The sequence below is a fragment of the Mesorhizobium sp. M4B.F.Ca.ET.089.01.1.1 genome, from assembly GCF_004022605.1.
Classification (GTDB): domain Bacteria; phylum Pseudomonadota; class Alphaproteobacteria; order Rhizobiales; family Rhizobiaceae; genus Mesorhizobium; species Mesorhizobium abyssinicae.
Genome location: NZ_RZOS01000153.1, coordinates 1 through 12,161 on the forward strand (window position 1 = coordinate 1; position 12,161 = coordinate 12,161).

The following is a 12,161-nucleotide window of genomic DNA, read 5'->3' on the forward strand; positions in this document are numbered from 1 at the left end:
AGTTGCCGCCAAGGCGATGGTTTATTTCCTTACCTTCTCGACGCTTGCACTCGTTGTCGGGCTGATTGTCGCGAATATCGTTCAGCCTGGCGCCGGCCTCAACATCGATCCGGCCTCGCTCGATGTCCAAGCCGTTAAGGGCTATGTGGCCACGGCTCACGAGCAGTCCGTGACCAGCTTCCTGATGAACATCATCCCGTCAACGATTGCCAATGCCTTCGCGGAAGGCGACATCCTGCAAGTCTTGTTCCTCTCGGTCCTGTTCGGCGCGGTCTGCCGCTACAACGGCCGCTCGCTCTTCTCTCTCGTCCGATACATCAAGGACGAGCTGCTGCTCGCAATGTCCTCCTCAGAGGCCGCGCTGGCCTCGCTCATGGAGAAGATGGAAAGGGCCGGCGCCACGCATTCGGTCGTGGGTCTCATTCCATTCAATCTGGACGGCACGAATATGATGCTCGCCGCCCTTTTCATCGCCCAAGCGACGAAAACTGATCTCCCGATCGGCTGCCGGATCCTCATGCTGTTTGTCGCATTGTTCCCTTCGAACGGAACAACCCGCATTACCGGTGCAGGCCTCGTCACAATGGCTGCAACGCTCTTTCTTGTTCCGGCCGCACCGGTCACCTCCGTGGGGCTTATTCTTGGCGTCGATCAGCTTATGTCCGAATGCCACGCGCTGACGGTTTTTCTCCGCAGCGTAGCGGCAACGCTGGCTGTCACCCGGTCCGGGGCGAGCGGGATAAACGACGATTCGGGGAGCGCCTCACTAGCGGACCGTTCAGCGCTCCGGCGGTGGACGGTCAAGTCGCCCGGCGTGGTGAACACAATTCCCCGTGCGAACGACGCTCAGCTATTGGGGTGGACCCGATGGCGCAAAGCCGTATTTGAGAAACCGCCAGATCGCACCGGCACCTGTGCGCCTGTAGCAACTGCGGGGCACGATCAAAACTGACCCATTTTACACCAAAAAGGCGGCCGTTGCTGCCACGCCGTCCATGGATTGGAGACTCATGTCTAAGCCGACTGCCATCACTGTCGCAGCTCTTCTTTTACTCCTCGCCTTGCTGGCGAGCCAATATAGCGCGAACCTGCACCGGCAGGCGTGGTCGACCGACAGGCAAAAGTGGAGCGGCGCATTCGACAACGATCTCCTTCGCCAATCGCCGGCAACCCGCAAGGCGATGCCGTTCTGGTCATATTCAATGACTACCACAACTGTCCGCATTGCAGACTGGCTGATATCAACTACCAAAAAGCCTTCAAGCATGAACCCAATCTGAAGCTTGTGATCAAACAGTTCCCGGTCCTGGGACCGGATTCCCAATTCCCAGCCTTCGCCGCACTCGCCTCGAGAAAACAGGGAAAGTTCGACGAATTCCACCGCGCCCTTATGATTTCCCCCAGTTGAAGGGTCACTCTCAAGATCGCAGCGCGTGTAGGCCTTGACGTTGAGCAGCTCAAGCGGGAATGCAAGATCCGGCCATCGCAGATGAAATGCGCGGTCCGCGCACTCGCGAAAGGTCTGCACTTAGACGGTACGCCCGCGTTGGTGGTCGGCGATATAGTGGTCGCCGACCTTGTGGACATGGCCAGCTTGCAACGCTTGCATCGCCGATGCGCGCTCAAAGCGTGCTGGCTCTCGTGCGGGGCAGCATCTGTAGACCGGCCACGCTGTTGTTGCCGGAGCGTGCCGTTTGTGGCAGCTGGCTTTGCTGTCGCTCCTCGTAATCTTGTTGCGGTCATCCAGCTGCCGTGGGCGCCAACAACAATCCTGAGCGCCCGCGCCTGAAGTCGCTGGCCGGGTGCTCGTGAACCGAGCCCGCTTTTCTTCGGCAAGCTCAGGCGGTCTTGGCCCTGCGGCATCGCCCCCTGGCGCGGGGCAGCCTTCGGCTGCTGACGGTCGCCGGCCTGTCGGCCGGCGTCTTTCTATTGTGGCCTTCCCCCTGGCGCAGGGTGGGCAGCACTCCCTTCTAGGCCCGCCGCGGCGTCCCGCAACCCTTCGCTTGTCGCTTTCGGGTCCTCCACTCCGTTCCGGTCCTGCTGATGCAGTCCGCCTCCGACGGCGGGCCTTTCCGGTCGCTTTTGCCGCCCACCCCGCTTCCGGGGAGGGCGCGCGATTGTAGAGCGGAGGACATCACGATGCGTGCAAACAACAAACGTTGCGGCAGCCGACAGGCTGGCGCAGACAGTGGCGGGCGCACCGGCGCCAGCCTTTATCAGGAAATCACCGACCGCATCATTGCCGAACTGGAGCGCGGCACCGTGCCATGGGTCAAGCCGTGGGGCAGGGCAAGGACAGGCCTCGGCCTGCCGCGGAATGCGGCCACCCAGCGCCGATATTCCGGCATCAATATCCTGATCCTGTGGGGCGCGGTCATCGAGCGCGGTTTCCCCAGCCAGAACTGGCTCACCTTCCGGCAGGCGCTTTCGCTTGGCGGCAATGTCAGGAAGGGCGAGCACGGCACCACCATCGTTCACGCTGACCGCTTTGTTCCCAAGAACGAAAAGCAACGCGCCGACACCGATGGCGACGAACCGCAGGCGGTGCCCTTCCTGAAGCGCTTCACCGTCTTCGATGTCGCGCAGTGCGATAATCTGCCCGAACATCTTTACGCCGCCGGCGAGCCTCTGCCTGAGCGCGAGATGGTCCCGCAGGCCGAGGCGCTCATTCATGCAACCGGCGCTGATTTTCGCATCGGCGGCGAGCGCGCCTTCTACATGCCCGGCAGCGACACCATACAGGTGCCGCCGCAGCCGGCTTTCTTCCACCAGATCGACTATTACCGGACCTGCTTTCACGAGTTAGGTTTCATCGCAAGTGTCCTTCCCGCTGCAGCGCATGCAGGGAGGGCTTGATCATGACCTCTCAGAAGCGCGCAGGCGTCTACGCTCAAGTCACCGAGGCGATCATCGCTGCGATCGAAGCCGGTGCAGGTGACTTCGTTATGCCGTGGCACCATGATGGAACGGCGACATCACGGCCCACAAACATATCTTCCGGAAAGCCTTACCGCGGCGTGAACACTCTCACGCTTTGGGCAGCGGCGCAGAGCGCCGGCTATCCCACGGGCGTGTGGGGAACTTATCGCCAATGGCAAGCCCTTGGCGCCCAGGTCCGCGGAGGCGAGCGATCCACGACGATCGTCTTCTGGAGCCCGGTTCGCGGTAAATCCGACGAGGGCGAGGCCGACGCCGATGGTTCAGAGCGCACCATGCTGTTTGCGCGTGGCTATTCGGTGTTCAACTGTGCTCAAGTTGACGGATTTGAGCCTGAGCCGGTGGCTCCTCGTTCAAACAACGACCGCATCAGCGAAGCCGATTCATTTTACGCTAACCTCGGGATCAATACCGTCTTCGGCGGCAGTGAGGCATATTACCTCCCCTCTGCCGACAGGGTGCATGTCCCGGCTCTCGCTGACTTCAAGGACAGTGCGTCGCATTATAGCGTTCTATTTCATGAAGGCCTTCATGCGACCGCAGCCAAGCACCGGCTGGACCGGGACCTCTCGGGTCGTTTTGGCTCGGAGGCCTATGCGATGGAGGAGGTTGTGGCAGAGCTTGGAGCCGCAATGGTTCTCGCTGACTTGTCGATCTCGGCTCGCCCGAGGCCCGATCACGCGGCCTACGTTGCCAGTTGGTTGAAGGTCCTTCGCAATGATTCTTCCGCCATCTTTGCGGCTGCGAGCAGGGCTCAGAAGGCCGTTGATTGGATGCATGCGCAGCAACCTTCTAGCGAACTCAGCGCCGCCGCATAGCCGACGGTTCAGCGGCGGGCCCCAATGCGGCTCGCCGCTGTACCGACGCTAATTGCCCCTCCACCGTCCTTGCTCTGTGAAGCAGGGCGAGGTTTTGGCTTGCCAGGCTACGCTTTTCTTCCACATGCCGCTTGGCATCGGCGCGCAAGAGGGCAATTTCGGCCTCCAGTTCGCGAACCTTTTCGGCTAAGTCCTTCGAAGGCCCGGGTCCCTCAGCGGCGGCCTCGATTTCATCGAGGATGTCCCGATGTGTCGTGTAGAGCGGGTTTCGGCTTTTTCCCGCCTCACGTGCAACTGAAGCAGGGCTGATCCGGACGATCCGCCCCTGATGATCCGGATGGCGGCCCTCGCCGCGTACCAGCCGGGCCAGGGCGGCACGGTAGGCTCGAGCCGCCGACGTAGCGGAAGGTGAGCGTGGTTCACTCATCCTTTTCTCCGATCCTGGTCAGGACAGTGTCGCACTGTTCGATTACCTCTGTCAGCACGGCGGCCGTCATCGCGTTGGCCCGCGGGAGTAGATCCAAATTCCGGCTTCGACGATCGCGCCAGTAAGGCGCATGGCGCAGTTCAATCACCATGTTCGCGCAACCCAGGCAGACGGCCGGGCTCCGGCCAGCCTCGCTCGGACCGACCTCGCCGCCGCAACGACTGGTCTCCCGCTGGAACACGCACCAACCATAGTCGCAGGCATGGATGCGCAGATCGGTATCGGTGAGGACGAACTCGATGTAATCCCGGCGTACCTGCTCACCCGCTCGTCCCCGGAACCGCGCATTATTCGCTGCGATTCGCTCGCCCATGCGACCGGCAAGTCGATCACTCAGCAGCATCCTTTCCAACGCCGTCGCCGTTTCAGCCCGGTTTTCGTGCTCGATCAGTTGGCGGAGATCGAAGTCGTTGCCGACGTACCCGCGCGCGGTCATGGCGACCGATGCATGCTTGAAGTGTTCGGCAAGGCCAAGAAGCTGCGACCTGTCCTTTCGGGCAATGAACCGCGCAAAGGTCTTGCGGAACTGGTGTGTGCTGAACGCCCAGGGCTCTCCCTCGTGCAGCGGCACCCCGACGTGGCGAGCAAAATCATTGATCCGCCAGCCGATGTGCATATGGGTGACGGGTACAACCTCGCCATACTGCGTGTTCTTGACGAGGAAGAGCTCACGCCTTCCGGATGCTTTGCGCAGCGGCGCGCTCAACTGTTCAAGCAGTTCCACTGCCTTCACAACCGGCTCTGGGGCAATCCAGCGTTCCATTCGACCGCCATGCTGGTCAACCGTCTTGAACAACCTCGCCACCAGGTAAGCTTGTTCGACACCGGTTTCTGCAATCGGGTGGGACTCTATGGCGCCAATTTCGATCGACAGAATCTCGCTTACGCGCATGCCGACAAAGCCGGCGATGACGATGTAGCATGCCTCCACGAGACGAGTGGCGGCGTGGCGGACCGCATGGGCGCCGAGCAGTGCTTCACCGGCAGGGCCTGTCAGGTTTATGCGGCGCAATGCCTTTCGAACATGATCCGAGGCCTGCCTTCTCGTTCCTTGTGTCAGCCCAGCTTCATGGGCCTGGCGGCGGACGGTCTCGGCTCTCACGATAGTAGGGCCATGATTTTCCACCCACTGAAGCGCGGCATTCAGCAATGAGATCGCAATGGGGTCGGGGATGAACGGGATCGCACCGCGCGTAGCTGGGGTCAATCCTGCCGCTTCATAGGTGGTTTCTTGTGGCAAGGGATCGACCAACGGGGCATCATTGAGCTTGGCTCGCTGTCGATAGAGATCCTTCAGCACCAACATGTAGTTGACGATGGTGTTGGCGGTGATTGACTTCGCCTTCAATCCTGGACGCGTCGGCAGCCAAGTCCGCAGGCGCTCCACGGCCCCGGCATCAATGCTGCTGAACGTCTCCAGTCCGTCGAGCGCCATCCACCCGATCATGGTCTTCAGTGTGACGGCTTTGCTATGCACCGACGCTGGCGACAGACGCTTGCGCCCGGTCGGAGGGTTCACGGTCATCGACCATAGGAACTGTTTTGCCGTCCGATGGAGGCTGCGCCATGCCGTTTCGCTGATGATAGCTCCCTCCGGCAACTCTAGCGCCCAGCCTATTCTATTCTGATCAGCGCGCCGGCCGGCAGTGCGGATATCGAGCAGCCATTCATCATCGCCGAAGCGACTCCATGGCGAGACCGGCGCTTGAGCCCATCCGGCTACAGCGGGATTTCCGGCGAGCAGCGTTTTCATTCGATCACCGGCAATGCTGGCGCCATTTTCATAGACGCAGCCAGGTGAAGCTCGGATGAGAAGCGCGGCAAGATGTCGTTCTCGAGGATTTCCAGTTTCGGGGCGTAAAGAAGACGCCAGCGATCTGGCGCCAGTTCCTGACGCGCCGCGACAAGCGCATCGCGCGTGGATATCAGCCGCGCCAGAACATCCGGATCGAGCGGGATGACGGCGTTCGGGCAGGTGAAGCAGCCAAGCCACGCCGTACACAGCCGGCCAACTTTCTGACCTTCCCCGACGCCGGCGAGGGGATCCTTGCAAGTGAAGCCGGCAGCCGTGGCATACGCGGCGTCGGTTGCCGATATTTCGTCCCTCCGCTCAGGAGCGTCAGTACCACGAACAATATCGACGAAGCGTGCCTGCAGGTCGCCGACGACGCGTTCTTGGGCTCGTCGGACGATCGGCCGATCGATATACCGTTGCGTTGTGTCGGGGGTGACATGGTTGGCGAGAACCTGGGTTTTCAGAATGTCGTGGCCGAGTGCCTCGTGTGCGAGGGTAAGTCCCGTTGTGCGCAGGGCCGCCAAGGTCAAAGCAAGCGGGTCTCCTTTCTCGTCAACGAGATCGTGGCGCTGTACAAAGAGCCGAACATGCTTGCTGGCCAGATAGTTGGGGATCAGCTGTGTTGCGCGTGAACCGTTTATGCTCGCAACAAGGAAGAGCCGATCGCGGTCCTGAGCGGGAACGTGCGGTAGCAACCGCGCCGTCATTTCCAAAACTCTGTCAACGAGGTGTGGCACCGACAGGCTCTTGTTGCGCAGGAAGCTTCGACGTTGGAGTCGGTTCGAACGGCCTTTCGACCATGTCATCACCTCTCGCCCCTCGAGAAGCAAATGATCGCTCATGCAGTCGCGCCGCAGTTCGCGTAGGGCTTCGGGATTGGCATAGCTCTGCGCGCCGATGGCGATCATGTATGGGATCAGCGTTTCGGGCAGGGCGTGAAGATAGCTGGAAAGCTTTTGGTTTCCGCCGTGTCGGACCGAGGCGAAGTGAAGCCGCCAGCGCCCGGAGCCTCGCTTCAGCGTAACGTTCTGCGGAGGCATCAGCCCGCCGTAATGCTCGACAATAACTGCAAGCATCACGCCGAGGTCATCGAGGTCTAGCCGGCTGAGATCACGTTCCCTTGCGATGGCTTCTCGGTCAACCTGTGAGAGGAGTGCCTTTCCTCTCTGGAAGGTCGCCCAGCTCGCCTCGATGTCTTTTCGGCCCGCCGCCAGAACAGCTTCCATCTCTGATCGGCTTAGTGCCTCTCGCGGGCGCGTCTCCGCATTCTTACGAGGAAAGGCATTGAACGGGATTTCAAGATCGCGAGCAACGAGGTCGGGTCGGTTGTGCTTGAGCCAGCCGATCATCTGCTTGAGCACCGACCAGCTGCCATGACGAGAACTCTTGGTCCATGGCTTGGCATTGAGCCAAGCTATAAAGGCGTGCAGCACCGCCGTATCGACATCTCCCATCGAGGTGATCTCGGAAGTATGATCGTTCAGGAAGGCAAACCAGCGGGAAAGTGTGTTGAACGCACCCTCGCGAGTGGCCGGGCTGTGGCCGGCATGATGGTGACGGAAGGCAAGCGCAGTTTCGGCTGCAATCCTCGGCGCAGTTCGATAGACGGTGAAGTCGAAGCTGCTTTCCAGTCGACCGTTGGGATCAAGGAAGTTGACCACGAGAGAGGCAGGCACGCCCACAAGCCCCACTGGCGATGGATCGAGCCGATAATTCTTGCGTCGCTGTGCCATTATAACAAAGCCTCATAAAGGTTTTCGACCGATGCCTCCGCAAGCGTCAGGTCTGTCGCCACAACGCGCAAATAGATCGCCGTAGTAGTCAGATCGGCATGTCCCAGGAGAACCTGTAGAGTGAGGAGCGGATTGAGCTCCGGCTCCTGTTGTGTTCGTCGTTGCAGGAACCGGAGCATCGAGGTCGCAAAAGTATGTCTCAGCGCGTGGAAGCTAGCAGTCACTCCGGCTGCCGTGGCTGCAGCGGCGAACATCGCGCCTACGCGCCGAGCACTCACCGCCTGTCCAGCTTCCGTCAGAAAGACCGTATCTGGTTCCGCATAGTTCGGGTTTCGGGATTTCGCGCGCCGTATAATGACGGCGCGCTCCTCACGTACATAGGCAAGCGTACGGTCGACCAAAGGCTGTGGCGGATAAACTGTCCGCGCTTTTCCGCCCTTGGTCGTCTCGATCTTTATTGCTGTAAGGGCATCCGTGCTCGCTCTCGGAAGCACTCGCAGCCTTAATCCGGCTACTTCCATCCGGCGCATGCCGGTGGTGATAGCCCACTCCACAATCAATCTGTTTCGGGAGTCCAGCCGGCTCATCACCTGCCGCACTGTTGCGGGCGACAGAGGTCTCGGCAATGTCGATGTTTGTCGGACCGTCAGCTCATTGACAATCTGGCGTCCACCGGTGGCGTCGAGGTGGGCCAGGAAGCGCTGCGGCCGGCTTCGCGACAGCGCCAACTCATCTGCCGTGAACGGCACGTGGTGAGCAAGGTCCGCACCAACGCACCATCGGTAGAACAGGGCCAACGTTCTGATGCGACCATTGATCGTACTGCGCGCGTAAGCGCGCCCGGTATGATCGCTTGGACGAAAAAGCATTCGATCCCGGTAAGCTGCGATCTCCGCTACTCCGACCTCGTCCCACACCCATTCATTGGCCTCAAGCGTCTGCCACCAATCGTAGAGGGTCTCTCCATAGGTACGCCAGGTCTGCCGACTGCGCGTGCGTCCCCGCACCAGAGCGATGTGCAGCAACCAGGCACAGGCTGGCTCGATAAGCCGCATCTCCTTATCGAGAAGCATGGGGACGCCTGGGCGCGATATGCCGTTCGGCGCAAACTCTTCGGTAGTGAATAACAGTTCGGCCATGGGTTCCCCAATTCGCGCCGCCCACCGCTTTGCCGGGCAGGCCCTCGGGCCCGCCCGGCAAAGCGGCGGGCGTCCCACGCAACCAAAACTGTCCTGATTCCAGTTCAGAAAGATGACAGAAAAGACGCGCTGGAGACGGGTCCTAACACGAGCTTGGACACTGGACCGGCCACCCGAGGCGACTCGCGCGCGACCTGTCCGGCTCCTTCGGGTCCAACACCTATGCGCGCGAGGAACTGGTCGCCGAAATCGCATCAGCCTTCATCTGCAGCAGTCTCGGCATCGAGCCGAGCGTGCGCCATGCCGACTACATCGGCTCATGGCTGACGGTTTTGCGCGAGGACAACCGCGCCATCTTCCGCGCCGCAAGCCATGCCTCGAAAGCCGCCGATTTCCTGCTTGGCCGCAATGTCGATGTCGAAGGCGAGGCACATGCCGAAACCGCCTATGGGAGCGCGCAATCCTCACACGCGACCGCCTTGCGCCTCTGATGACGCAAAGCCGCGCGCAACCAACTCGACAGTTCTTTTGAGGTTGCCCTAACGCCGATGGCCGGCGTTGGCGTCGATCGTTCATCGGACCGAGGTTCGCAAAAAAAGAGGGCGGCATTGATGCCGCCCTCTCGTTGCGAAAGCTGCCAGAGCTGGATTAGAAATCCATGCCGCCCATGCCGCCCATGCCGCCGCCGCCCATGCCGCCAGGCATGCCGCCGCCAGCCGACTCCTTCTTCGGAGCCTCCGCGATCATGGCTTCGGTGGTGACCAAGAGGCCGGCGACTGAGGCCGCGTCCTGCAGGGCGGTGCGAACGACCTTGACCGGATCGACGATACCCATGGCGATCATGTCGCCATATTCGCCGGTCTGGGCGTTGTAGCCGAAGGTGGCGCCCTTGTTGTCCAGGATCTTGCCGGCAACGATCGAGGCTTCAGCACCGGCGTTGGCCGCGATCTGGCGGGCCGGAGCCTGCAGCGCGCGACGCACGATGTTGATGCCGGCGGCCTGGTCGGCATTGACGCCGGTGGCCTTGATGTTGGCCGAAGCGCGCAGCAGCGCGACGCCACCACCAGCAACGATGCCTTCTTCGACGGCCGCGCGGGTCGCGTTGAGGGCGTCATCGACGCGGTCCTTCTTTTCCTTGACTTCGACTTCCGTCGCACCGCCGACGCGGATCACCGCAACGCCGCCGGCGAGCTTCGCCAGACGTTCCTGCAGCTTCTCCTTGTCGTAGTCCGAAGTGGTCTCTTCGATCTGCTGCTTGATCTGGGCAACGCGGCCCTGGATCTCGGCCTTCTTGCCGGCGCCGTCGACGATGGTGGTGTTCTCCTTGGAGATCGACACCTTCTTGGCGCGGCCGAGCATGTTGAGGCCGACGTTCTCGAGCTTGATGCCGAGGTCTTCCGAGATGACCTGGCCACCGGTGAGGATGGCGATGTCTTCCAGCATGGCCTTGCGGCGATCACCGAAGCCCGGCGCCTTGACGGCGGCGATCTTCAGGCCACCACGCAGCTTGTTGACGACCAGCGTGGCCAGGGCCTCGCCTTCGACGTCTTCCGAGATGATGAGCAGCGGCTTCGAAGTCTGCACGACGGCTTCGAGAACCGGCAGCATGGCCTGGAGGTTGGACAGCTTCTTCTCGTGCAGGAGGATGTAGACGTCCTCGAGCTCGGCAACCATCTTGTCGGCGTTGGTGACGAAGTAGGGCGAGAGGTAGCCGCGGTCGAACTGCATGCCTTCGACGACTTCGAGTTCGGTCTCGGCGGTCTTGGCTTCCTCAACCGTGATGACGCCTTCGTTGCCGACCTTCTGCATCGCTTCGGCGATCATCTTGCCGACCGAAGCATCGCCGTTGCCGGCGATGGTGCCGACCTGGGCAACCTCTTCGGAGGTCTTGATCTTCTTGGCGGCCTTGCCGAGCGCCGCGACGACTTCGGTCACGGCGAGGTCGATGCCGCGCTTCAGGTCCATCGGGTTCATGCCGGCGGCAACCGCCTTGTGGCCTTCCTGGACGATCGACTGCGCCAGAACGGTCGCGGTCGTGGTGCCGTCACCGGCGATGTCGTTGGTCTTCGAAGCGACTTCGCGGACCATCTGCGCGCCCATGTTCTCGAACTTGTCCTCAAGCTCGATTTCCTTGGCGACGGTGACGCCGTCCTTGGTGATGCGCGGGGCGCCGAACGACTTGTCGATGACGACGTTGCGGCCCTTGGGGCCGAGGGTCACCTTCACCGCGTCGGCGAGGATGTTGACGCCGCGCAGCATGCGCTCGCGGGCATCACGGGAAAACTTTACGTCTTTTGCAGCCATTGTAAGCTCCTGTCAGGGGTTCGGGTCGAACCCGCAGATTCAAGATTCAGTTGACGGTGAGGCCGATGTTCAGCCGATGATGCCCATGATGTCGGATTCCTTCATGATCAGAAGGTCTTCGCCATTGAGCTTGACTTCGGTGCCGGACCACTTGCCGAACAGGATGCGGTCGCCGGCCTTGACGTCCAGCGGCACGAGCTTGCCGGCCTCGTCGCGGGCGCCGGAGCCGACGGCGATGATCTCGCCTTCCTGCGGCTTTTCCTTCGCCGTATCCGGGATGATGATCCCGCCGGCGGTCTTGGATTCGGATTCGACCCGGCGAACGACCACGCGGTCATGAAGCGGGCGGAACTTGGACTTTGCCATTAGTGTCTTCCTCGATGAGAACGGTGAGAACTGTTCCTCCATCCGGCGAGGCCGGATATGAGTTAGCACTCACGCAAGGCGAGTGCTAACGTGGCGCTGAGATAGGCCGGAGGGTTTCGAGAGTCAAGGCGCGCGCAAGGAGCGAACCGCGCGAAATTTTTCCCGACCCGCATTCGCACGAGGAACGCGGTCTTTCGCCGACGGGATCGCGGAGGAATATATCGGTGCCCCTTAACGCCTCGGCGCGCGCAGCACCAGCAGCGGGCATCGCTCTCCGCAAAGTCTCGTGAACGGCGACGATACGATCCGCCGCGAACCTGTTCCGGTTCCCGACGAGCTTCGCGCTATAAGGCGTGAACTTGGTTTCGATTATGGCAAGTTCGATTTCGTCATGCATGAAGGCAGGGCGGTGCTGCTCGATGCCAACAAGACTCCTGGGCGAGCCAGGCGCCTTTCGAGCTTCGTCGCCGCCGGCAATTCAAATCTCGCCGACGGCTTCGAAGGGCTGATCCGCCAGGTTACCTAGATATTCATGCCGCCCGAGACGTCGATGCGCTGGGCGTTGACCCAGCGAAAGTCCTG

At 61.3% G+C, this 12,161-nt stretch carries 10 protein-coding genes and 2 pseudogenes; 5 read left to right on the forward strand and 7 right to left on the reverse strand.

The genetic code is table 11. From position 1 onward, the window contains the following. Positions 1–952, forward strand: a 952-nt coding sequence (locus EN780_RS16270; RefSeq protein WP_128274700.1) for a cation:dicarboxylase symporter family transporter, incomplete at its 5' end; no start/stop codon positions are given. Positions 953–958: 6 nt separating this feature from the next. On the opposite strand, the gene EN780_RS40670 is transcribed toward EN780_RS16270, so the two are convergent. Beyond that, positions 959–1,528, reverse strand: coding sequence for a hypothetical protein (locus tag EN780_RS40670; protein WP_245454735.1), 570 nt, complete (start codon positions 1,526–1,528; stop codon positions 959–961). A gap of 611 nt (positions 1,529–2,139) precedes the next feature. On the opposite strand from EN780_RS40670, the pseudogene EN780_RS16280 reads away from it, so the two are divergent. Both EN780_RS16280 and EN780_RS16285 read left to right on the forward strand, forming a co-directional pair. Then, positions 2,140–2,808, forward strand: a pseudogene (locus EN780_RS16280) (ArdC-like ssDNA-binding domain-containing protein); the annotation flags it as partial. Positions 2,809–2,858: 50 nt separating this feature from the next. Further along, positions 2,859–3,755: a zincin-like metallopeptidase domain-containing protein gene (locus EN780_RS16285; RefSeq protein ID WP_128274701.1), complete on the forward strand. Its 897-nt coding sequence runs from the start codon at positions 2,859–2,861 to the stop codon at positions 3,753–3,755. On the opposite strand, the gene EN780_RS16290 is transcribed toward EN780_RS16285, so the two are convergent. From EN780_RS16290 to EN780_RS16305, 4 genes are read right to left on the reverse strand one after another with little or no spacing between them, the layout of a single operon-like run. Next, positions 3,739–4,182 (reverse strand): hypothetical protein, encoded by a 444-nt coding sequence (locus tag EN780_RS16290; protein WP_128274702.1) that lies wholly within the window; start codon positions 4,180–4,182, stop codon positions 3,739–3,741. The two genes, EN780_RS16285 and EN780_RS16290, sit on opposite strands and share 17 nt — an antisense overlap. Further along, the gene (locus EN780_RS16295; protein WP_128274703.1) at positions 4,175–5,995 is read right to left on the reverse strand and encodes a hypothetical protein; all 1,821 of its coding nucleotides are present in this window, start codon (positions 5,993–5,995) and stop codon (positions 4,175–4,177) included. Before EN780_RS16295 ends, EN780_RS16290 begins: the two co-directional genes overlap by 8 nt. After that, positions 5,992–7,770 (reverse strand): site-specific integrase, encoded by a 1,779-nt coding sequence (locus tag EN780_RS16300; RefSeq protein WP_245499990.1) that lies wholly within the window; start codon positions 7,768–7,770, stop codon positions 5,992–5,994. The genes EN780_RS16295 and EN780_RS16300 overlap by 4 nt, the downstream gene beginning before the upstream one ends. Continuing rightward, positions 7,770–8,909, reverse strand: a complete 1,140-nt coding sequence (locus EN780_RS16305) for a tyrosine-type recombinase/integrase (RefSeq protein ID WP_128274704.1) — start codon at positions 8,907–8,909, stop codon at positions 7,770–7,772. Before EN780_RS16305 ends, EN780_RS16300 begins: the two co-directional genes overlap by 1 nt. Before the next feature lie 146 nt (positions 8,910–9,055). Here EN780_RS16305 and EN780_RS16310 point away from each other — a divergent pair. Continuing rightward, positions 9,056–9,400: pseudogene (locus EN780_RS16310) on the forward strand (zincin-like metallopeptidase domain-containing protein); the annotation flags it as partial. A 157-nt stretch (positions 9,401–9,557) separates the two neighbouring features. Here EN780_RS16310 and groL read toward each other — a convergent pair. Both groL and groES read right to left on the reverse strand, forming a co-directional pair. Further along, positions 9,558–11,213 (reverse strand): chaperonin GroEL, encoded by a 1,656-nt coding sequence (gene groL / locus EN780_RS16315; RefSeq protein ID WP_128274705.1) that lies wholly within the window; start codon positions 11,211–11,213, stop codon positions 9,558–9,560. A gap of 69 nt (positions 11,214–11,282) precedes the next feature. Next, positions 11,283–11,579, reverse strand: coding sequence for a co-chaperone GroES (groES, locus tag EN780_RS16320; protein ID WP_006203049.1), 297 nt, complete (start codon positions 11,577–11,579; stop codon positions 11,283–11,285). Positions 11,580–11,865: 286 nt separating this feature from the next. On the opposite strand from groES, the gene EN780_RS16325 reads away from it, so the two are divergent. Next, positions 11,866–12,105, forward strand: a complete 240-nt coding sequence (locus EN780_RS16325; RefSeq protein WP_245478470.1) for a hypothetical protein — start codon at positions 11,866–11,868, stop codon at positions 12,103–12,105. Positions 12,106–12,161: the final 56 nt, after the last annotated feature.

Excerpts from the sequence above, each read along its gene's own strand:
- EN780_RS16285 (WP_128274701.1), top strand. The coding sequence starts at position 2,859 with ATGACCTCTCAGAAGCGCGCAGGCGTCTACGCTCAAGTCACCGAGGCG.
- EN780_RS16290 (WP_128274702.1), bottom strand. The coding sequence starts at position 4,182 with ATGAGTGAACCACGCTCACCTTCCGCTACGTCGGCGGCTCGAGCCTAC.
- EN780_RS16295 (WP_128274703.1), bottom strand. The coding sequence starts at position 5,995 with ATGAAAACGCTGCTCGCCGGAAATCCCGCTGTAGCCGGATGGGCTCAA.
- EN780_RS16300 (WP_245499990.1), bottom strand. The coding sequence starts at position 7,770 with ATGGCACAGCGACGCAAGAATTATCGGCTCGATCCATCGCCAGTGGGG.
- EN780_RS16305 (WP_128274704.1), bottom strand. The coding sequence starts at position 8,909 with ATGGCCGAACTGTTATTCACTACCGAAGAGTTTGCGCCGAACGGCATA.
- groL (WP_128274705.1), bottom strand. The coding sequence starts at position 11,213 with ATGGCTGCAAAAGACGTAAAGTTTTCCCGTGATGCCCGCGAGCGCATG.
- groES (WP_006203049.1), bottom strand. The coding sequence starts at position 11,579 with ATGGCAAAGTCCAAGTTCCGCCCGCTTCATGACCGCGTGGTCGTTCGC.